This window comes from Pseudocolwellia antarctica (genome assembly GCF_049933045.1).
GTDB lineage: Bacteria > Pseudomonadota > Gammaproteobacteria > Enterobacterales > Alteromonadaceae > Pseudocolwellia.
Genome location: NZ_CP187926.1, coordinates 1,732,576 through 1,754,418 on the forward strand (window position 1 = coordinate 1,732,576; position 21,843 = coordinate 1,754,418).

General features: G+C 36.8%; 16 protein-coding genes. 6 read left to right on the forward strand and 10 right to left on the reverse strand.

Going from position 1 to position 21,843, the window contains the following annotated elements; genetic code table 11:
- Positions 1 to 3: 3 nt before the first annotated feature.
- The 6 genes from urtE to ACPUVN_RS07640 form a co-directional block, all read right to left on the reverse strand.
- Positions 4 to 699, reverse strand: a complete 696-nt coding sequence (gene urtE / locus ACPUVN_RS07615) for an urea ABC transporter ATP-binding subunit UrtE (protein ID WP_426357190.1) — start codon at positions 697 to 699, stop codon at positions 4 to 6.
- Positions 696 to 1,565, reverse strand: coding sequence for an urea ABC transporter ATP-binding protein UrtD (gene urtD, locus ACPUVN_RS07620; protein ID WP_426357189.1), 870 nt, complete (start codon positions 1,563 to 1,565; stop codon positions 696 to 698). Before urtD ends, urtE begins: the two co-directional genes overlap by 4 nt.
- Positions 1,562 to 2,794, reverse strand: coding sequence for an urea ABC transporter permease subunit UrtC (gene urtC, locus ACPUVN_RS07625; protein WP_426357188.1), 1,233 nt, complete (start codon positions 2,792 to 2,794; stop codon positions 1,562 to 1,564). The genes urtD and urtC overlap by 4 nt, the downstream gene beginning before the upstream one ends.
- The gene (urtB, locus tag ACPUVN_RS07630) at positions 2,794 to 4,479 is read right to left on the reverse strand and encodes an urea ABC transporter permease subunit UrtB (protein WP_426357187.1); all 1,686 of its coding nucleotides are present in this window, start codon (positions 4,477 to 4,479) and stop codon (positions 2,794 to 2,796) included. The genes urtC and urtB overlap by 1 nt, the downstream gene beginning before the upstream one ends.
- Positions 4,480 to 4,669: 190 nt before the next feature.
- Entirely contained in the window at positions 4,670 to 5,956 is a 1,287-nt protein-coding gene (urtA, locus tag ACPUVN_RS07635; protein WP_426357186.1) for an urea ABC transporter substrate-binding protein, read from the reverse strand.
- Positions 5,957 to 6,077: 121 nt separating this feature from the next.
- A complete protein-coding gene (locus ACPUVN_RS07640) occupies positions 6,078 to 7,070 on the reverse strand; it encodes an outer membrane beta-barrel protein (protein WP_426357185.1) in 993 nt (330 codons plus the stop codon).
- 477 nt (positions 7,071 to 7,547) lie between these two features.
- Between ACPUVN_RS07640 and ACPUVN_RS07645 the strand changes: the two genes are divergently transcribed.
- The 3 genes from ACPUVN_RS07645 (at position 7,548) to ACPUVN_RS07655 (ending at position 12,458) form a co-directional block, all read left to right on the forward strand.
- Positions 7,548 to 10,934: an ATP-binding protein gene (locus ACPUVN_RS07645; RefSeq protein WP_426357184.1), complete on the forward strand. Its 3,387-nt coding sequence runs from the start codon at positions 7,548 to 7,550 to the stop codon at positions 10,932 to 10,934.
- 9 nt (positions 10,935 to 10,943) lie between these two features.
- On the forward strand, positions 10,944 to 11,831 hold the full coding sequence (locus ACPUVN_RS07650; RefSeq protein ID WP_426357183.1) for a response regulator: 888 nt from the start codon (positions 10,944 to 10,946) through the stop codon (positions 11,829 to 11,831).
- A gap of 201 nt (positions 11,832 to 12,032) precedes the next feature.
- Positions 12,033 to 12,458, forward strand: coding sequence for an RNA-binding S4 domain-containing protein (locus tag ACPUVN_RS07655; protein WP_426370371.1), 426 nt, complete (start codon positions 12,033 to 12,035; stop codon positions 12,456 to 12,458).
- 103 nt (positions 12,459 to 12,561) lie between these two features.
- On the opposite strand, the gene ACPUVN_RS07660 is transcribed toward ACPUVN_RS07655, so the two are convergent.
- Complete coding sequence (locus ACPUVN_RS07660; RefSeq protein WP_426357181.1) at positions 12,562 to 13,044, reverse strand: GNAT family N-acetyltransferase; 483 nt, start codon at positions 13,042 to 13,044, stop codon at positions 12,562 to 12,564.
- Between the two features lie 193 nt (positions 13,045 to 13,237).
- Here ACPUVN_RS07660 and ACPUVN_RS07665 point away from each other — a divergent pair, with 193 nt between their 5' ends.
- Positions 13,238 to 14,947: a proline--tRNA ligase gene (locus tag ACPUVN_RS07665; RefSeq protein ID WP_426357180.1), complete on the forward strand. Its 1,710-nt coding sequence runs from the start codon at positions 13,238 to 13,240 to the stop codon at positions 14,945 to 14,947.
- Between the two features lie 185 nt (positions 14,948 to 15,132).
- On the opposite strand, the gene glpK is transcribed toward ACPUVN_RS07665, so the two are convergent.
- Complete coding sequence (gene glpK, locus ACPUVN_RS07670; protein WP_426370372.1) at positions 15,133 to 16,611, reverse strand: glycerol kinase GlpK; 1,479 nt, start codon at positions 16,609 to 16,611, stop codon at positions 15,133 to 15,135.
- A 289-nt stretch (positions 16,612 to 16,900) separates the two neighbouring features.
- On the opposite strand from glpK, the gene ACPUVN_RS07675 reads away from it, so the two are divergent.
- Together ACPUVN_RS07675 and glpD are read left to right on the forward strand one after the other, a co-directional pair.
- Positions 16,901 to 17,659: a DeoR/GlpR family transcriptional regulator gene (locus tag ACPUVN_RS07675; RefSeq protein ID WP_426357178.1), complete on the forward strand. Its 759-nt coding sequence runs from the start codon at positions 16,901 to 16,903 to the stop codon at positions 17,657 to 17,659.
- Between the two features lie 210 nt (positions 17,660 to 17,869).
- Positions 17,870 to 19,372 (forward strand): glycerol-3-phosphate dehydrogenase, encoded by a 1,503-nt coding sequence (gene glpD, locus ACPUVN_RS07680; protein WP_426370373.1) that lies wholly within the window; start codon positions 17,870 to 17,872, stop codon positions 19,370 to 19,372.
- A 671-nt stretch (positions 19,373 to 20,043) separates the two neighbouring features.
- On the opposite strand, the gene ACPUVN_RS07685 is transcribed toward glpD, so the two are convergent.
- Together ACPUVN_RS07685 and ACPUVN_RS07690 are read right to left on the reverse strand one after the other, a co-directional pair.
- Entirely contained in the window at positions 20,044 to 20,655 is a 612-nt protein-coding gene (locus tag ACPUVN_RS07685) for a hypothetical protein (RefSeq protein WP_426370374.1), read from the reverse strand.
- Entirely contained in the window at positions 20,624 to 21,256 is a 633-nt protein-coding gene (locus ACPUVN_RS07690) for a fasciclin domain-containing protein (RefSeq protein ID WP_426370375.1), read from the reverse strand. The genes ACPUVN_RS07685 and ACPUVN_RS07690 overlap by 32 nt, the downstream gene beginning before the upstream one ends.
- Positions 21,257 to 21,843 lie beyond the last annotated feature (587 nt).

A 21,843-nucleotide genomic window follows, 5' to 3' on the forward strand; every position in this document is an offset into this window, starting at 1 on the left:
CTGTTACACAGATAAATACTTACTCACTAACTCATCCGTTAACTCTACCATTTCACCCGACGCAATAACATTGCCTTTTTCCATTAAATGGAATTCTTCGCCTACTGCGCGAGCAAAAGGTAATTTCTGTTCAACTAAGACAATAGTCATACCGTGTTCTTTGTTTAGTTTAAGTAGAACATCACGAATAAGTTGTACAATATTGGGTTGAATACCTTCGTTGGGCTCATCAAGGATCAAAATGTCAGGGTTAAGTACTAACGCCCTACCGATGGCTAATTGTTGTTGCTGACCACCTGATAAATCTCCACCTCTACGATGTAACATTTCTTTAAGTACAGGAAATAGCGTAAATATATGATCAGGGATAGTTTTACTTTTTTGACGTTTACAATTTAAGCTCAGCTTTAGGTTCTCTTCCACGGTAAGTTGAGGAAAAATATCACGTCCTTGTGGTACATAACCTACCCCGATTTCAGGTCGTGTTTCCACGCCTTTTTTAACCACATCAACATCGTTGATGATCAAGCTCCCCGAACTAATAGGCAATAAGCCCATAATAGACTTAAGTAAAGTTGTTTTACCTACGCCGTTACGACCCATAATACAGGTGCGAGATCCTTTTTTAATTTTAAGGTTTAAATCCCACAGTATTTGCGTACCGCCATATTGTTGATTAACAGAGGTTAACTCGATCATACTGTTTGCTCCTGCGCTTTATTCATTGCTACTTCAATATCGTCTGAACCATTTGCGTTACCGTCGTCTTCACCTAAGTAAACTTGAATAACATCTTTATTTGATTGGATTTCTGACATAGTGCCTTCTGCCAATACCGAACCTTGATGTAATACCGTAACTTGCTTAGCGATTGAACGAACAAATGCCATGTCATGCTCTACCACGACAACTGAATGCTTACCTGCTAGTGATGTTAACAATTCAGCTGTACGTTCAGTTTCTTGTCCTGTCATCCCTGCTACAGGTTCATCTACAAGTAATACTCGTGGTTCAGCCGCTAAAAGCATGCCTATTTCTAACCACTGTTTTTGTCCGTGGGATAAACGACCTGCTGGGTAGTAACATTCTTGTGTTAACCCTATGGTAGAAAGTATTTCAGCAATACGGTCTTTTTGCTCTCCGCTAAGTTTGTGAAAGAGTGATGTCCAAATACCTTTGTCGCCAGCTAAACTTAACTCGATATTTTCAAATACAGATAACTCTTCAAACACCGTTGGCTTTTGAAATTTACGTCCGATACCTGCTCTGGCGATTTCAGCTTCACTTAATTGTAATAAATCGACTTGCTGACCAAAACTTACCGTACCTTTATCAGGACGCGTTTTACCGGTAATAACATCCATTAAGGTGGTTTTACCTGCACCGTTAGCACCAATTAAACAACGTAATTCACCATCGTTTATGTAAAGGTTCAAATCGTTTAGGGCTTTAAAGCCATCAAAACTAACACTCACGTCTTCAACATATAAAATAACGCCATGTCGTGTATCTGGTTTAATGTTTTCGTCTGCTAATAAAGGCGAACCACTTTTATCGACTATCATGATTGAACCTCCGTTTTAGCAATGTCGGTACTGCTATTATTTTTACTATCCGTACCTTTGCTGTTGGCGCTATCATCTTCGTTATCTTTTTTACTTAATAAATGTGGTAACAAACCAGCAATACCTTTTGGAAGATACAAAGTAACTAATACAAATAAACCACCTAAAGCGAACAACCATGCTTCTGGCATAATCGCCGTAAAACGAGTTTTAGCGTAACTTACAACTACTGCACCAATTAACGCGCCGTATAATGTTCCTCTACCGCCAATTGCAACCCATACCACCATTTCAATTGAATTAAGTGGTGAGAATTCGCCTGGATTAATAATACCGACTTGCGGCACATACAAAGCGCCAGCAACACCCGCTAACATAGCTGAAACGATATAAATCCAAAGTTTGTAATGTTCTGGTTTAAAGCCAACGAAACGAACACGTGATTCTGCATCTCGAATAGCTGTCACTACTCGACCCATTTTAGATTTAACAATGTAATCACTGATAGCGTAACCGATAGCTAAAGCAATCGCCGTAGCAACAAATAAACCGAGTTTGGTTGATGGTTCTTGTAATGAGAAACCTAGTATTTCTTTAAAATCCGTTAAGCCGTTATTACCACCAAAGCCCATTTCGTTACGGAAAAACGCCAGCATTAACGCGTAAGTTACCGCTTGCGTCATAATCGATAGGTAAACACCACTTACACGAGAACGAAACGCTAAAGAACCAAATACATAAGCTAATAAACCTGGGCCGATAAACACCATAGCGATCATCCAAATAACGCTATCTGATCCCGCCCAATACCAAGGTAGTTCAGTTAAGTTTAAAAACACCATAAAGTCAGGTAAATCTGGATTCCCGTATACACCTCGGTCGCCAATTTGACGCATTAAGTACATACCCATAGCGTAGCCACCTAGCGCAAAGAATGCCCCGTGACCTAAGCTAAGTATTCCGCAATATCCCCATACTAAATCTACAGCGAGAGCGAGTAAGGCATAACATAAGTATTTACCAAATAAGCTAACTGTGTAGTCGCTTACGTGAAAGAAAGATCCTTCAGCAAAAGCGATATTACAAAAAGTGACGTAAAACGCTGATATCAATAGAAAGCCAATAACTACACGTAAACTACCAAGCTTTGCTAGCTTATCTGTGATTGTTGTTATACCCAGTTGTTGCGATATATTTGTTGAGTGAGTTGAGTTTGTTGAAATAGTCATTAGTCTGTTGATCTCCCTTTTTGTGGAAATAGACCTTTAGGTTTTTTCTGGATGAACAACACCAAACCAACTAATACAATAATATTGGCCAGTACTGAGCCTGTTACAGGTTCTAAGAATTTATTAAATGCACCTAACGACATCGCCGCAACTAAGGTTCCCCATAAGTTACCCACACCGCCAAATACAACCACTAAGAAAGAATCGATAATATACGCTTGTCCTAAATTAGGGCCCACGTTAGTTAACTGGCTTAATACCACACCTGCTACACCCGCAATACCTGAACCTAAACCAAAGGTAATCGCATCTACCCAATCACTTTTAATACTTAATGCTCTGGCCATGTCACGGTTTTGAGATACAGCACGTACATGTAAGCCTAATGAGGTTTTCTTTAAAATCATTAACAAGGAAACGAAAACCATTAATGAAAAAATGATGATGTATAAACGGTTAAAGGTTAACGAGAAAATAGGATTGATTTGCCACGAACCACTCATCCACTCTGGAGCTAAGACTTGACGGTTTAACGGAGAGAATATGGTTCTTACCAGTTGTTGTAATATCAAACTAATACCAAAAGTCGCTAATAGTGTTTCTAACGGACGACCTTTTAAATGACGAATAACACCACGTTCAATTGCAACACCTACTAAGCCTGACACTAAAAAGGCAGCAGGTACCGCCATTAACAACGAGTATTCAATAAGTTGAGGAAAGGCTTGTTGAATTACATAAGTGGTGTAAGCTCCCAGCATCATCATCTCGCCATGTGCCATGTTAATAACACCCATAACACCAAAGGTAATAGCTAAGCCGATAGCAGCTAGTAGCAATACTGAACCTAAGCTAATACCAAAAAATAGATTTTCAGCAAATTCAAAAATACCTTTTCTGCCATCGATATCTGCCATTGCTTTTTCTAGCGCGACTTTTAAAGCTTTGTCTTCTGGTGAAGCTGGCTTTTCAACTTTAGAAAGTTCTGTCGCCATCGCATTTAATACCGAAGGCTCTAAACTTGTTTTTAATTGTTTAACAGCCGCTAACTTTTCTGTGTGCTCACCTTCTAACAACTGTTGAACCAATAAAGTTACTGACATTAACTCGCGAACATCATCATCTTGCTCTGAGTTGATCAGCTTTCTAATAGTTTCGATACCTATGTCATTAGGTTTATCTAGAATTTGTTTAACCGCTTCAATGCGTACCGTTTTATCTGGGAAAGTTAAATCTAACTGCGCTAATAAACTACGTATTTTTCCGCGTAATCTATTGTTGGTTTTAACTTTTCTGATTTTGCTTTTTGTTACGGCTTCAAGCTTGGTATTAGTTAATACATCAATGAGCTCATACTTGTTATCTGTATTACGCTGAGCATTTACTATTTGCTTATTAGCTTTAAGGTAATACAAGTCGCCATTAATTAAAGCGTTAAAAGTTTGCTTAACTTGTGGTGCCTTTGTTTGTGAAAGTTGATCGATTAACAACGGCATTTTTGAAAGCTTAGTGCTAGGAAGCTTTTTAAACAAAGCGATTAACTGACCTTGTTCGTTTGTTTGTATTTTAGCTGATGTAGCCTCAACACTAACGACTTCTTTGTCGCTTGCTTTTGCGGTAACTTCGCTAGCAAAACTTTGCCCAGCGAGTAAACAACAAATCAAAATAGAAAATATGCGCAACATTGCGTTTTCCTTAAGAGTTAACATGAAAATAAAACAGTGTAATGTTTATAAGCGTGGTGAATTAAAATAGGTTCAATACAAGCGAATAAACGTTTACTCAAAGCATTCTTTATTCATAACTAGAGTTGATAAAAAATGCTTTGAGTAAATGGGAAGCTAGGCTTCCCATTAGCGTTTAGTGATGAATAATTTATTCGAAGTTTTGACCTGAACACTTTGCTGTTGTTACATCAAAGTTTCCGCATTTAACTGGCGCAGTCCAATCTGAAATCAAGTTTTTAGAGCTAGGTAAAAAGTCTGACCAAGCATCACCAATAACCGTATCTGGTGTTTCCCAAACCACTTCAAATTGACCGTCTTCTTGAATTTCACCAATTAACACTGGCTTAGATAAATGATGGTTCGAGTTCATTACCGCAGTACCACCTGTTAAGTTAGGAACAGCAATACCAATCATCGCTTGCTCAACCGCGTTAACATCTGTAGTTCCAGCTTTCTCAACTGCTTTAGCCCACATGTTGAAACCGATATAAGTCGCTTCCATAGGATCGTTAGTTACACGCTTGTCATCACCAATGTATTTTTTCCAATCAGCAATAAAAGTTTCATTGTCATCAGACTCAACACTTTGGAAGTAATTCCAAGCCGCTAAATGCCCTACTAACGGTTTAGTATCAAAACCAGAAAGCTCTTCTTCACCTACAGAGAATGCCACTACAGGAATGTCTTCAGCAGAAATACCTTGGTTGCCTAACTCTTTATAAAATGGAATGTTTGCATCACCGTTAATGGTTGAAACAACAGCTGTTTTCTTACCTGTTGAACCAAACTTTTTAACTTCAGCGACTATACTCTGCCAATCTGAATGACCAAATGGTGTATAATTCACCATAATGTCTTCATCTTTAACGCCTTTAGATTTTAAGTAAGCTTTTAATACTTTGTTGGTTGTACGTGGGTAAACATAATCTGTACCCGCTAAAACCCAACGCTCAGCTCCGATGTCATTCATTAAGTAATCAATGGCTGGAATTGCTTGTTGGTTTGGCGCTGCACCTGTGTAAAAAACGTTTTTAGATGACTCTTCACCTTCATACTGAACTGGATAAAAAAGTAAACCGTTAAGCTCTTCTAATACAGGTAAAGCTGACTTACGTGATACTGATGTCCAACAACCAAAAATAACATCTACTTTTTCTTTTGCTAATAGTTCACGTGTTTTCTCAGCAAATAGCGGCCAATTAGATGCAGGATCGACAACTACGGCTTCAAGTTGCTTACCTAAAATACCACCGGCTTTATTTTGCTTATCGATCATCATTAATACGGTATCTTTAAGGGTTGTTTCACTGATCGCCATAGTGCCTGACAAAGAATGAAGTACGCCTACTTTGATGGTGTCTGCAGCATATGAGATGCTTGTTACTAAACTACTCGCTACGATTGAACTCGCGATGATAAGTTTTTTCAATTTCATTTTAATGTCCTGTTTTATTTATAAATAACAAAGATGGTTCTTTAAAAACCCGTCTTAGAAATATAATTCAGAAATTTGAATCAAAAATCCAAGTCAGAAACGGGCTTATCCAAAGTTTGAATTAAAAGGTAACTAACGCTTCAACAGCAAAAGTATTGATATCAACATCGTTGATTTCGTCCATGCGGTATTCAAAAACCATTAATAGATTTTCGTTAACTGAGAAGCTTGGAGAAATAGTAATACCGCTCGCGTCTTCAAATGTTGCGCCTGCAGCGTTCTCAATTTCCCAATCGTGGTAACGAACGGTTAAAGCAAATTTCTCAAAACCATAATTAGCCATCAATAAGAAACCTTTTGCTTCAGCATCAACACCCGCACCACTCCAAACATAAGCTGGCGCGTTTTCCGATATGTTGTATTCAGCAGCAAGAGTTAACGCGTCTAACGAATAGCTCGCCCATAAGTTAACTAAGGTTGTGTCTTCATCTGTTCCGGCTAATTTCTCGAATGAGTAAAAACCTTTAACTGTTACAGAATCTGATGGCATGATGGCTAACATGGTTTCAACACCAATCTCTTCAGAATCAACTGACTGAGGACCAGCAAGATCGTTAACTAACGAAACAGCAGCACTAAAACCATCGCCGTTGTATAAACCTGAAATACCTTGTTGGTAGTAACCATAAAAATAAGGCGCATAACCTGCACCTGAATATTGAAATAATCCTGTAGGCTCTTCAGTTTCCCAACCGGTGTAACTTAAAAAGCGACCAGCTTTAACACTAAAGTTGTCTGATACTGCGTAAGTAATGAATGCTTGCTCAAGGTCTACACCTTCAGTTGAATTCTGGTATTCAATATCAACGGTTGCCGTTAACTTGTTCCCAAAATCGTAAGTAATATCGATTTCTGCTTGGTCGATACCAGATACGCTAACTGAATCACCGCCGTCTGGATCTGAATATACGTAAGACATATCAATGAAACCTGAAATGCTTAAGTTATCCATTACTGATGTATATTTTGAATCGTCTGCCTGCGCCGCAGATACTGAACCTAATGACAATAAAACCGTTGCAGCGATAGGTGTTAACTTTTGTAAAATGTTCATATTTTCCGTCCCTTAATGTATTTCAATATCGTGTTCTATAGTTTTTATGTTTAAACAAGTAACACGCTTGGTTTATCCCTTTTGATTAATGAATGAACCGCTAAGAAAGAAAATATAAGCAGTAACTGCACAATTCATTGACCCAATGAGGATGAGATAAGTATTGAGGATTTTGTAAAGAGTTAATATGAGTAAAAGCGCGCAAAGGCATACGCATAATTGCGTAGTTTTAGATTGGTTATAGAGGTTTAGTTAGGAATGTTATAAAAAGAATAGATGTATTATATTGATGAATTGATATCAAATAGTTTTTCCATTGCCTCTCATAAGATGACTCATTTTGTTTGTTCTTATAAACATTAAAAGTAATAAAGATCTCCTCTGCCCCAACCTACGCAAAACTGCGCATATATCAATATTGTATTTTTGTGTAAGATGATAACGTGCCGTCCATGAGTTATTTAAAAGATAGACAAGTTGCAATCTAATCAAAAAATACTAACCACACGTCGAACCTATAATAAGCTCGTTGCTAACGAGATGATGGAAGACTTTGCCTTACGTTTTACCGCTAAACGTGCACGCCAGCATTCGGTAGGTAAAATAGCGATAACAGCGCTAGGTATAGTGTCGTTTTTAGTATTAGAAGCCATAGGTGGTGCAGTAACCCTAAACTATGGTTTTGTTAATTCAGTATGGGCTATTTTAGCGGTTGTATTTGTTATATTTTTTAGCGGCTTACCGATCAGCTACTATTCAGCTAAATACGGTGTAGATATTGATTTACTCAGCCGAGGTGCAGGCTTTGGTTATATTGGTTCTACTATTGCGTCTTTAGTATATGCCTCCTTCACTTTTATCTTTTTCGCCCTTGAAGCTGCCGTTATGTCGATGGCGCTTTATCTTTTGTTCGATCTGCCTTTATATATTGGTTATGTTATTAGTGCGGTGGCGGTGATCCCACTGGTTACTCATGGCATCGCTTATATTAGTAAGTTTCAGGTATGGACACAGCCTATATGGGCAATATTACAAGTTTTACCGTTATTTTTTGTCTTCAATCATGCTGACACTGACGTACAAGGATGGTTTGAATTTACAGGTAAAGCTGGCGAGACTGGCTCATCATTCAACTTATTGTTATTTGGTTCAGCATCAGCGGTATTACTGGCTTTAGTTGCACAGATTGGTGAGCAAGTAGATTTTCTGCGTTTTTTACCTGAAAAACCTAAGAAGAGCCCATGGAAATGGTGGTTAGCTTTAGTTGCTGGTGGTCCAGGCTGGATAATATTTGGCGGGTTAAAACTCTTACTCGGATCATTCTTAGCTTACTTCGCTTTACAACAAGGTGTTGAATACGCGTTAGCTGGCGACCCAGCTCATATGTACAATTTGGCCTTTAGCTATGTGTTCGACAATACCAATGTGAGCTTAATTGTTGCTTGTACCTTTGTGGTGATCTCGCAATTAAAAATCAATGTAGCTAACGCTTATGCGGGGAGTTTAGCTTGGTCTAACTTCTTCTCGCGTGTTACACATAATCATCCAGGTCGTGTGGTTTGGATGCTGTTCAATTTAGGCATTGCCCTGCTATTAATGGAACTCGGTATTTATCAAACCATTGAGAAAATGTTAACGGTTTATTCTGTGGTGGTATTAGCTTGGTTGAGCTCTGTTGTTGCCGATTTAATTATTAACAAACCATTAGGTATCAGCCCAAAAGGTATTGAATTTAAACGCTCGCGCTTACACGATATAAACCCTGTTGGTGTTGGCTCTATGATTATTGCCACCTTTGTTGGCTTTACTGCTCACTTTGGCTGGTACGGTGAAACGATTAAAGCACTCGCTTCGTTTATTGCCTTCGGTTTACCTTTTATTCTTGTACCGTTAATTGGCTATTTAACTAAGGGGCAATTCTACCTTGTTGATAACAACTTACCTGAGATAAAAAAATCCACTATTTGTCATATTTGTGAAAATGAATTTGAAAAAGAAGACATGACCTACTGCCCTGCATACAGAAATGCCATTTGCTCTTTATGTTGCAGTTTAGATGTTAGGTGTGGTGATAAGTGTCGACCTAAAGCTACTATTGCTAAACAATCACATCATTTTTTCAGTCGCTTTTTAACTACGGCATTATTAAGACGATTAACCACGCCTTTAATGCAATTTGTTGCTGTAACATTGAGTTTAAGTTTTGTTGGCGCTGGCATTTTATTTTTGATTTATTTACAAGTTCCTTTAGACGACGACAGCATTAAACAGGTGTTCGCCAGCACGCTCATTAAAATATTCTTCTTATTACTTATTATTATTGGTGTGGTTAGCTGGTTATTTATATTAGCTAGAAGTGGAAACCGCTCGGCGTTAAAAGAGTTACGTTCACAAACCAATGCTTTAGCAATAGAAATAGATGCCCATGAAGTTACCTCAATCGCCCTGCAAAATTCTAAAGAGGTGGCTGAATCTGCTAACGAAGCTAAAAGCCGATACTTAGCAGGGTTAAGTCACGAATTAAGAACCCCATTAAATGTACTTTTAGGTTACGCACAGTTGTTAAGTCAAGACAATGCAATACCAAGCAGGCAGCGGGAAACCTTGTCGATAGTAAAAAGGAATGGTGAACATTTAGCTGATTTAATTGAAGGTTTATTAGAAATATCTAAAATTGAAGCGGGTAAAATCACGCTGCAAAATGATGACATTAATCTTAATTCTATTCTTATGCAGTTAGTGAATATGTTTCAAATGCAAGCCAACCAAAAAGGCATCGCATTTACTTATCATATCAGTAAAAACTTACCGACTTATGTTGCCACGGATAAACAACGCTTTAGACAAATATTGATTAACTTAATATCTAACGCGATTAAATATACCGAAAAAGGCTCTGTGAACTTTGATGTAACCTACCGCAATAATGTGGCTCAATTTAGTATTACCGATACAGGTGTTGGTATATCGCAAGCCAATCAAGAGTTGGTCTTTAAACCTTTTGAGCAAATTAGAAATACACATACTCAAGGCATAGGTGGTACAGGTTTAGGCTTAACTATTTCTCAATCGTTAGCTGAATTGATGGGTGGTGAAATCACTTTAAAAAGTGTGATTGATCAAGGTTCAACCTTTACTCTGCGATTAATGTTGTCGCAAACAAAAGAAGCTCCTAAAGAACCTGAATATGCCATTACAAAAGCTGTAGCTTATACAGGACCTGAAAAAACTATATTAGTGGTAGATGATGACCCGAATCAACATCGATTAATGCACGATCTTCTCAACCCATTAGGCTTTAAAGTATTACTTGCGCCTAATGCTGAAACTGGCTTGCAGGTTTTAGAAAATAATACGGTCGACTTATTACTTTTAGATGTAAGAATGCCTGATATGGATGGTTGGCAAATGGCTGAGAAACTACGCGATCTGAGCTACGTAATGCCAATTTTAATGGTGTCAGCCAATGCTAGAGACGCAGAAGCAAGCTTACAAGCTAAGAGTTTTCATAACGGTTATATTGCCAAGCCTGTAAACATTGATGCGTTGTTAGGGAAAATTGCGCAATTTCTTCATATAGAATGGCAATATGAGAATATAAATAGCGCACCTATTATTCCTGAAAAAGTGGCAGAAATAGAATCAATATCAAAGGTAACTGATGATCATTATCAAACCTTAATCGCTATTTCTGAAATCGGTTACTTATCGGGCTTTAAAGAACAAATGGATAAGATTGATGATGAATTTCATTTACCTAATAATGTAAAATCTCAGTTGAACGAATATGTTGCACAGTGTAATTTTCCAAAAATCATTCAATATTTAAACGAACTGATCAATCAAAGTAAATCAAACATATAAGAAGCAGCGATGAAAAATAAAATGAGCGATGTGGTATTAGTTGTAGACGATTCTCCTGAATCGTTAGGGATGTTAAATGTAGCCCTTAATACACAAGGATATACAGCATTAGTGGCATTAAACGGTTTACAGGCTTTATCTATTGTAGAGAAAGTTGAACCTGATGTTATTTTGCTCGACGCTGTTATGCCTGAAATGGACGGGTTTGAAACCTGTAAAAAATTAAAGGCCATACTGCCACATACACCCATTATTTTTATGACAGGATTAACTGATGTTGAAGATGTTGTAAAAGGCTTTAATGCTGGCGGTGTAGATTATGTCACTAAGCCTATATCGCCTGATGAAGTTATTGCGCGTATAAAAACCCATGTAAACACAGCTAAGCTTGCCTTAAGTGCTCATGATGCTTTGGATCATGCTGGTAAAAATGTATTTTGTGTCAGTAATCAAGGTCGATTAGCTTGGGCGACACCACAAGTTCACGAAATAATAGAAGCGCTTGCTGATACGAACCCTACACCTTGGAGTACATTAGCTGATGAGATAAAAGATTGGTTAGATACAGATACCAACCTAGATTTAATGATCACCTCATTCACCTCGCCTTTCAATATTTCATATGAACGTAAACAAGACGATTTACATTTATTAAGAATTGTTCAAACCAGTTCTCAAAAAACACCTGAAGATCTTAAAGCTAAACTCCCCATTACCAAGCGTGAATCAGAAGTGCTGTATTGGGTGTCTTACGGTAAAACCAGTTGGGAAACGTCTCAAATTTTAGAAATGAGTCCACGTACTGTAAATAAGCACTTAGAACAAATATTCAAAAAGTTAGGTGTTGATAACCGAACTTCGGCTGCAGCTATTGCTCTGAGAATATTAGAGAGTTAAGAATTTATAGAAATGATGAGTGAACATCATAAGATTGTTCATTCATGATTATTTTTAGACAAGATATTCTTTAATACAAATAGCACCCTTAATATAACCCATCTTAATTTATATGGGTTTTAGGCTTTTGTGGTAAACTAGCGCCAATTATTTTACAGCTCTTTTTTATTCCAAGCTGATTAGCACCTTAGAGAAAATCCAATGTCTGATGAATACCCTATTGTTACTATTTCTTATCAACCCATTGAACTATGTAAATTACTTAAAATAGCGAATATGGTTTCAGGCGGTGGTGAAGCTAAAATAGTGATCAGCGAAGGTTACGTCTATTTAAATGGTGAAGTTGAATTTCAAAAAAGAAAGAAAGTATACGATAACGATGTCATTGAATTTAATGGTGATGTAGTGCAAGTGGTTTGTTCTAATTTATCTGCAAGTAAACCTGTTAAAGCGCATGCGTCTCCTCAAGCAAACAAAAAAGCTAAAGGTAATTCAAACCCTAAGTCCAAAAACAAATCTCAAAATAAGGCACAAAACAATAAGCCTGATAACGTGAATTCACCACAATTTGTTGATAATTTTGCTGAACCAGGTAAGCCTGCAAAAAGAAGACCTATTTCATTCTAGCTAAAGCATTCTAATTTACATTTAGAATGCAGATGCGGGTTTAGCGTTAAGTTACTGTTTTGACTTAACGCTAACATTAGCTAAAAATAGCCAGAATATAACTTTACAGCTTCTTCTGCCAGAAAACAGCTTGTCCCATTTTAGGATCTAACTCGTAACCCGCAAAACCTTCTTTCGCATAAGCAGCTTTAGCCACAGCATTACCTTGCAGTACTTCTAACGTTAACTTACAACACCCCATGTCTTTCGCTATTTGTTCAACTTTATCAAACAGTAAGTTGGTTATGCCTTGCCTTCTAAAAGCTTTAACAACCGATACATCATGAAAGTTAACCAAAGGTTTGGCGGCAAATGTTGAAAAACCGATTACACAATTAGCGATACCTGCAGGTTTCCCATCAACATAAGCTAATACCGTAAAAACATTACTTTGTTGTTTTAAGCTCTCAATTAAATGTTGTTGCGTGTATTCAGAAAGTGGCTCACCGCCGCCCATAGCATCCATCGCATAATCATTTAACAAAAAGAGTAAATCAGTGGTGTGTTGCTCGTTCTGATAATCCGCTTGTATTACTTCTATAGTCATAAGTTTTTTCCTTGTTATTTCCCCTAGTTTTTCAATAATGTAACGTAATAAATAACAGAATATAACCCTGTAAGCAGTAGTAATTATATTAAAAACCTTAATAAAATTTATTTATAGCTTTTGCCAACTAAAGTGCCCTGCTAGAATAGCGCCATTAAGATATAACACGTCTATTTAACGGAAATTTTTATCCATGCGTACTAGTCAATATTTACTTTCTACACTGAAAGAAACTCCAGCAAGCGCTGAAGTTATCAGCCATCAATTAATGTTACGTGCAGGTTTAGTGCGTAATTTAGCTTCAGGTTTATATACTTGGCTACCCACTGGTTTAAAAGTTTTAAGAAAAGTGGAAAACATAGTACGCGAAGAAATGGAACGTGCTGGCGCTTTAGAAGTATTAATGCCTATGGTTCAACCTGCTGATTTATGGGAAGAGTCTGGTCGTTGGGATGATTACGGTCCTGAGTTATTACGCTTAAACGATCGCCATAATCGCCCTTTTGTTTTAGGCCCAACTCACGAAGAAGTCATTACTAAGTTAGTCGCTAACGAAATTAGTAGCTATAAACAGTTACCTTTAAACGTGTACCAAATACAATCAAAATTCCGTGATGAAATACGTCCTCGCTTCGGTATTATGCGTGGTCGTGAATTTTTAATGAAAGATGCTTACTCTTTTCATTTAACGGATGAGTGTTTAGAAAAAACTTATCAAATCATGTTTGATACTTATTGCAGAATATTCGATCGCTTAGGTTTAGATTACCGCCCTGTTATTGCTGATACAGGTTCTATCGGTGGTGAAGCTTCACATGAGTTTCATGTTTTAGCTGATTCTGGTGAAGATGATATCGCTTTCAGTGACGCAAGTGAATTTGCTGCTAACATTGAAAAAGCTGAAGCTTTAGCCCCTGCAGGTGAACGCCCTGCTGCTACACAAGATTTAACTGAGGTTTCTACACCGAATGTTAAGTCTATTGAAGATGTGGCTAACTTCTTAAAAGTTGACGTAAAAGCAACAGCTAAAACATTACTTGTTTTAGGTGAAGAAGTTAAAGGTCAATCTACTCCAGTTATCGCACTTGTATTAAGAGGCGATCATCAATTAAACGAAATTAAAGCTGAGCATTTACCTTTAGTTGCGACTCCACTAACTTTTGCTTCAGATGAGCAAATCTTAGCAGCAGCTGGTTGTGATGCAGGTTCCATTGGTCCTGTCGGCTTAAGCATTCAAGTAATTGTTGACCGTAGTGCAGCTCACTTAGCTGACTTTGTTTGTGGCGCTAACAAAAATGATGTTCACTTTACTGGTGCTAACTGGGATCGTGATTGTGCAGAATACACTGTTGCTGACATTCGTAACGTTGTTGAAGGTGATCCTAGCCCATGTGGTTCAGGTAACATTGTTATCAAACGTGGTATTGAAGTAGGTCATATTTTCCAATTAGGTCAAAAATACGCAGAAGCAATGAACTGCGGTGTTTTAACTGAGCAAGGTAAAAACAAAACATTAACGATGGGTTGTTACGGTATCGGTGTTTCAAGAATTGTTGCTGCCGCTATTGAACAAAACCACGATAAATATGGTATCAAATGGCCAGCAGCTATTGCACCTTACCAAGTGGCTATTGTTCCAATGAACATGGCAAAATCGGCCCGTGTTAAAGAAACAGCTGAAGCCATGTATGAACAACTACAACAAGCTGGTATTGAAGTTATATTTGATGACAGAAAAGAAAGACCTGGTGTAATGTTCGCAGATCATGAATTAATCGGAACTCCTTTGCTATTAGTTATTGGTGAACGTAATTTAGATAACCAAGAACTTGAAGTTAAGAACAGAATCACTGGTGAGAAAACTATGATCAAAATAGAAGACGTAATGTCTTTATTTGCATAGAACTGATTTAAGTTAACTTAGTTTAGTTTAGTTTAGTTTAAGAATTAAATATCAAAAAGCCGCTTTTCGTGATGAAAAGCGGCTTTTTTGTTTATGCTTCATTTTGATAAAATAGGATTTCGTTCAAATTTTAGGTAACAAATGAGTTAACCTATTTTAAGAGACTACATAATTTTACTCATTTGTTAGCTTTGTACTTTTTTAATTGCCGCTAACCAATGATCATATAAATCATTTCTTTGCTTAGGTAACATACTTGGTTCAAATTTACGTTCGCAATGCCACATACTGGCTAACTCTTCAGTAGAAGAAAACACGCCAGCCTGCAAACCAGCTAAATAAGCAACACCCAAAGCTGTAGTTTCAATAATTTCTGGTCTATCAACTTCAGCGCCTAAAATATTCGCTAAGAAAGACAATACCCAATTATTGGCTACCATACCGCCATCAACTCGTAATTTAGTTAAACGTAAACCATCACTTTCCATGGCTTTTTGTAAGTCTTTCGTTTGATAACAAACAGACTGCAATGCTGCTGTAACTATTTCTTTAATGCCTGAATCGCGTGTTAAACCCAAAATTGCACCTCGTGCATTAGGATCCCAATAAGGAGCGCCTAAACCAGTAAATGCAGGTACTAACACAACACCATGGTCAAAAGGTACGCCTTCAACAATGTCTTCAGCTTCGCTCGCATTAGTAATGAGTTTTAAGCCATCTCGGATCCACTGTATGGTAGCGCCAGCCATAAAGATGCTACCTTCAATAGCATAGGTCGGTTTACCGTTTAATCTATAAGCCACGGTAGTCAATAATCGATGTTTGGAAACTAAAGGTTTATCACCAGTATTTAACATTAAAAAACAGCCAGTACCGTAGGTGCTTTTAGCCATGCCTTGCTCAAAACAAGCTTGACCAAATAAAGCCGCTTGCTGATCGCCTGCAATACCTTGAATGGGAATGGATTGTCCTAATATTTCAGGAGAAGAAAGTCCGAACTCACACGATGAGTCCATCACTTCTGGTAATAATGATTTAGGAATATTAAACAACGTAAGTAATTCTTCATCCCACTCTTGAGTATGAATATTAAAAATCATGGTACGTGACGCATTTGTAGCATCAGTTCTATGTACTTCACCTGAGGTTAAGTGCCATAAAAGAAAACTATCAACAGTACCAAAAGCGAGTTCACCTTTATCAGCTTTTTCTCTAGCACCTTCTACGTTGTCTAAAATCCATTTAATTTTAGTGGCAGAAAAATAAGGATCTAATAATAATCCCGTTTTGCTATTAATTAATTCTGCGGTTTCAGGATTATTGATAGAATCACAATATTCTGCAGTTCTTCTGTCTTGCCAAACAATCGCGTTATATAACGCCTTGCCTGTTTTTTTGTTCCAAACTAAAGTAGTTTCTCGCTGATTAGTTATACCTATTGTTATCACTTGACTTGCTGCGACGTTATTTTCACTTAATACACGCTGACAAACCTCAACAACTGTGTTCCATATATCTTCAGGTTTATGTTCAACCCAACCATTTTTTGGAAAGTGCTGTTCAAACTCTGCTTGCGCAACAGCGAACACTTGCCCTTTTGTAGTAAATAAAATGGCTCTAGAACTGGTTGTTCCTTGATCTATCGATAAAATATATTTAGACATTGTGATAACTTTTATTGAGTAAATAGGTTATATTTATTCGATAATGCACATAAAAAATCGCTAAAGCAATAATTAATTTTCTATATCGAACATTTATAAGGATTTATGAATTGTGAGTTAAAGTCCTTATATGTGATAATTATTGTGAAATAAGTAAGACTAAGAACTTGTTTAAATATTTTGTTATTTAAGTGATTAAACGTGTGACTAGCTTATACATTAATTAAGAATTTTATAAATTATTTATGATAAAGAGTCGATTAGAAGTGATCAAATTAAGGCGATTAAAATGAGTTTAAATCAGCGACAAACTGAACTGGTTGAGTTTGTACATAATAATGGGTTTGTAAATATAGATACCCTAGTTCAACACTTTGATGTTACGCCACAAACCATCAGAAGAGATTTGAATAAGCTTGCTGAAAACGGAAATATCATTAGACATCATGGTGGTGCTGAAGCAACATCAAGTAGTGCAAATACCTCTTATCAATCACGTAAAATAATGAACCTTGATGCTAAAGAAAAAATAGCAAAGCAAGTTGCAGCCATGATACCTAATGGCGCATCGGTTTTTATTAACATTGGCACGACAACCGAGACTATTGCTAAAGCACTGCTGAATCACTCAAACTTAAATATAGTAACGAATAACATTCATGTAGCAACCATTCTATCAGCTAAAGAAGACTTTACTGTGATTATTGCTGCTGGTGAAGTACGCCATAAAGATGGTGGTATTATTGGTGAAGCAACATGTGATTTCATCAGTCAGTTTCATATGGATTTCGGCATTATCGGGATTAGTGGTATCAGTAATGATGGTTCTTTACTCGAGTTTGATTTTAGAGAAGTAAAAGTTGCACAAGCCATAATACAAAATTCAACGACCGTTATATTAGCGACGGATCATTCAAAGTTTGGTCGAAACGCTATGGTCAAACAAGGTAATATTTCACAAATAGATCACTTCTTTACAGATGAAGTACCGCCGGGTGATTTGAATGAGATTTTAGAAACTAATAATGTTCAAACTTATGTTGTTTAATTAAACCCAGTAAGAGCACAGCTATTCTTTATAATTAATGCAGTTTATCTGCATTTTTTTATGTCTAAATATTATTTATTTTCTTTATTACTTGCATTCGAACATAAACGAACATTAAAATACTCACTAACGAAAATCATTAAGTGCCATTAGGTGATAGTTTGATGATTTAATTATTAAGTAACACATTTAAATAAGTGAGTGAACAAAATGGATAATACCTTTGATATCGTTGTTATAGGCGGTGGTATAAACGGTACAGGTGTAGCAGCTGATGCAGCAGGTAGAGGTTTGAATGTTCTATTATGTGAACAAGACGATTTAGCATCTGCCACATCATCAAATAGCAGCAAACTTATTCATGGCGGTTTACGTTACTTAGAGCATTACGAGTTTCGTTTAGTTAGAGAAGCTTTAGCCGAGCGCGAAACACTGATTAAGAATGCTCCTCATATTATTAAACCTTTAGCTTTTCGATTACCTCACCAAAGACATTTAAGACCTTCGTGGATGATCCGGATAGGTCTATTCATGTACGACAATTTAGCTAAGCGCGTTACCTTACCTTCTTCTAAAGGTATAAAGTTTTTAGAAGATAGTGCTTTAGTACCCTCAATTAAAAAAGGTTTTGAATATTCAGATGGCTGGGTAGACGATGCTCGCTTAGTTGTTCTTAATGCGATGTCTGCAAAAGAAAATGGCGCGGCTATTTTAACCCGTACTCAATGCATTAAAGCTTACAGAGAAAATGATCTTTGGGTTGTTGTACTGAAAGATGTATTAACTGGCGAAGAAAAAACAGTTAAAAGCAAAGCTATTGTGAATGCTTCTGGTCCTTGGGTGGCTAAGTTATTTAGTGACGCTCTTACGATTAAATCGCCTCAGAAAGTACGTTTAGTTAAAGGCAGTCATATCGTTGTTCCTCGTATACATGATGAAGAACAAGCCTATATGCTACAAAACGCAGATCAACGTATTGTATTTGTTATTCCGTTTGAAGATGAGTTTTCACTTATAGGTACAACCGACGTTGAATATAAAGAAAATCCAAGAGACGTTGAAATATCTGACGATGAAATTAACTACTTAATTAATATTACCAACGATTACTTCAAGAAGAAGATTTCACGTCCAGATATTGTAACCACCTATTCGGGCGTAAGACCTTTACTTGATGACGAATCTGATTCTGCCCAAGCAGTAACTCGTGATTACACATTAGAGTTAAGTGATGAAGACGATAAAGCGCCTATTTTATCTATTTTTGGTGGAAAGATTACAACATACAGAAAACTGTCTGAAGCCGCTGTAAATAAAATAGCCCCCTACTTCTCGAACATTGGCGATAAGTGGACAGCCTTAAAAGCATTACCTGGTGGAAACTTTGAAGCGAAAGGAACTTTGCAAGCTGAGATGGAAAGTAAATACCCGTGGTTATCTTCGAATTTAATTACTCGTTATGTTAGAAGTTATGGAACTTATACATATCTATTTTTAAAAGAAGCTGAAAGTATGGGAGCTATGGGTCAGTGTTTTGGCAAAGATTTATATGAAATTGAAGTGAATTATTTAATCGAAAATGAATGGGCGTTAACTGTAGAAGACATCATTTGGCGACGCAGTAAACGTGGTTTATATTTGAGTGAAGCTGAAATAAATACACTACAAAATTATATAAGCGCTCATCCAATAGTTGCTAAGCGTTTAGCTTAATTCAGCTTGATTTGATTTACATATTTATAAAAAACCAGATAATTTATACGACTAAGAAAAGGCTTAATTAGATGCCTTTTCATAAATAAAAATGTTAAAGCAACGTGTAGCATAGTAAATATATGTTTAGGTATACGAATATAAGCGATAACATTTACTAATTATTTAACAGCAACTTAATAGGTACGCGTTACAAAAAAACAAATACTAACTCATTTAAATAGCAGATTAAACTTTGATATTAGATTTTAAACCTCCCTTAATGAGCCATTCATCTTAGAATACTTAGTATCATCGTGGCATCGTCTCGTTGTACTTCACATTATAATGACAGATATAAACGATAATTTGGAATTAAGACTAGCTACTGCTTACTAATTTGATAAAGGCTACATTATCAAATTAGGTACCTAAATTAAGTGCTACGAGCAGGATTTGTTTAAGTAAGTCCAGATAGGGTTAAGTACAAATATAAAAAATAGATCGCGAATATTTAGCCTAAAGATTGCGAAGTGTTGAATGATTTTTAGTGCTATTTTCTTACCTCGAATAAGATATGTCCAAAGTACCTTTATAGATTAAATTGAATATTCGATTTAAAAACACGACGGCCAGCGGCCGCCACATAATTGTAATGGTTATAGTGTGCGGTAAGCTACCTTTGTTGTGGATTATTGTGAGTCAGATGCATACACTTCTAAGAAGTAGTTATAAACAGCTTCGTCGTCCACAATCACATCACTTTTTGATACTACATACCATTGTGGCGTTTCACCTAATGTCGATGTATCAAGATCATCGAACCCCTTGCCTGAAGGTGCAAACAACGTTGCAGCCGCAAATTTGTGATCTGAACCTGACAGCATATTTAACACGCCTCTACCGCCAAATGAGTGTCCAGTAATATATAAGCGATTAAGGTCAATATTATAATTGGACTGTATTTCGTAAATGATGTTATCAAGATCAGTTACCGACCATGCTCCTGTCCCTGATGGTGCTTGAGGCGCCAATAAAATACTTGGCTCTTCAACGTTATTAGCCCATGTGCTAGCTAATTCTGTAATGATCTGTGCATTATTATCATCTCCCTGTTCCCCACGTGTATGCAGGATAAGCACCAAAGGCATACTCTCAGTTTGCGCTTCTGGTATCCAAACTTGGTATGGATAAGGATCACTATCTGTTCCAGCTTGCCAATGACCAGAAACATCTCCAGCCCCCACATCGGTCGCAATTGATTTATCTAAGTTATGTCCGTAAAAAACGTATGTAAGTATCACTGCCTACGTCTGAAAATAACGCACTAGGAACATTTTCGTGAGCAACTAATTCAGTCTCATCAAATGAGGTCCATAAAAACTTTGGATCGAGCTCTGGAGCCAATACCTCTGATAACACATGAACGATACCGTTCGTAGCTACGATATCTGTAATGACAATTTGGGCATCATTAATATACAAATTATTACTGTCATCTACTTTATAAGTAATTGCTTGGCTATTTTCAGTGAAAGTAAGCTGATCTTTTAAAGATGCAATTGTAGTCCCATCCACCTGATTATCTAACACGTGATAGAGCAATAAAGAATTCAACTGGTCATTAGTTAAACCACTTATATCTCCTAATAAATCAAATGCACTATTATTAGGTACGAAAATGGTGAATTGACGACTAGTATCTGCGAATCTATCAGTCAAACCTGCTAATTCAAGGGAACCTAGAAAGCGACTAAAACTGGTATCAGCTTCAAGCACTTGTAAAATATTCATTTCTTCCGCTGGAACAATAACTTGGCCTCCACTTTCTTCAACAGCAACTTTATTATCATTTCCTCCCCCACAAGCCGCTAAAACACAAGTTAAAATCGGTAAGAGCAACATTCTTTTAAACGATAAGTTAAACATGCCTACATTCATAGTAATCTACTTCCTATTACGCAATTAGTATAATCATCAATGATTTACTTTGTTTTTTGGTCATAAACAAGCCTTACGCACACTTCTACAACATTCGGATTAAAGGCCGAAAAAAAGAGACTATTTCTCACGCCGCAAGAAATAACGCCTTTACACAAAACCTGAATTTGAAGGTAGCGTCTAGCCAATCGTAAATCTATATATGTGTTCCGTATCGTGAAACAAGGTCTATTTAATAAAGAAGAGCTACCAATACACAGTAAAAAGAAATATTGCTTCATGCCTCTACAGACTCATCAAAACAATATGATTTATCACCGAATGGGTGAATATGTTTAAATTAATATAAGCTTGTAGAGTAATAACAATAATATAAACAAGAACATGAAATACGAGCTAAACAACTCATAAAATTGTGTGAGTTAATTAAAATTCAATGAAGTGAGATAAAGTGATGATATTTCCTTCTACAATGCGATTTAAATAATGATTCACCGTGCAATATCAGGCTTTAGAGGCTATTATATTTAGATAATAAAAATACTACTAAA

Bases quoted from the DNA above. Each gene is read 5' to 3' on its own strand.
- urtE (WP_426357190.1), bottom strand. From the start codon at position 699: ATGATCGAGTTAACCTCTGTTAATCAACAATATGGCGGTACGCAAATA.
- urtD (WP_426357189.1), bottom strand. From the start codon at position 1,565: ATGATAGTCGATAAAAGTGGTTCGCCTTTATTAGCAGACGAAAACATT.
- urtC (WP_426357188.1), bottom strand. From the start codon at position 2,794: ATGACTATTTCAACAAACTCAACTCACTCAACAAATATATCGCAACAA.
- urtB (WP_426357187.1), bottom strand. From the start codon at position 4,479: ATGTTGCGCATATTTTCTATTTTGATTTGTTGTTTACTCGCTGGGCAA.
- urtA (WP_426357186.1), bottom strand. From the start codon at position 5,956: ATGAAATTGAAAAAACTTATCATCGCGAGTTCAATCGTAGCGAGTAGT.
- ACPUVN_RS07640 (WP_426357185.1), bottom strand. From the start codon at position 7,070: ATGAACATTTTACAAAAGTTAACACCTATCGCTGCAACGGTTTTATTG.
- ACPUVN_RS07650 (WP_426357183.1), top strand. From the start codon at position 10,944: ATGAAAAATAAAATGAGCGATGTGGTATTAGTTGTAGACGATTCTCCT.
- ACPUVN_RS07655 (WP_426370371.1), top strand. From the start codon at position 12,033: ATGTCTGATGAATACCCTATTGTTACTATTTCTTATCAACCCATTGAA.
- ACPUVN_RS07660 (WP_426357181.1), bottom strand. From the start codon at position 13,044: ATGACTATAGAAGTAATACAAGCGGATTATCAGAACGAGCAACACACC.
- ACPUVN_RS07665 (WP_426357180.1), top strand. From the start codon at position 13,238: ATGCGTACTAGTCAATATTTACTTTCTACACTGAAAGAAACTCCAGCA.
- glpK (WP_426370372.1), bottom strand. From the start codon at position 16,611: ATGTCTAAATATATTTTATCGATAGATCAAGGAACAACCAGTTCTAGA.
- ACPUVN_RS07675 (WP_426357178.1), top strand. From the start codon at position 16,901: ATGAGTTTAAATCAGCGACAAACTGAACTGGTTGAGTTTGTACATAAT.
- glpD (WP_426370373.1), top strand. From the start codon at position 17,870: ATGGATAATACCTTTGATATCGTTGTTATAGGCGGTGGTATAAACGGT.
- ACPUVN_RS07690 (WP_426370375.1), bottom strand. From the start codon at position 21,256: ATGTTGCTCTTACCGATTTTAACTTGTGTTTTAGCGGCTTGTGGGGGA.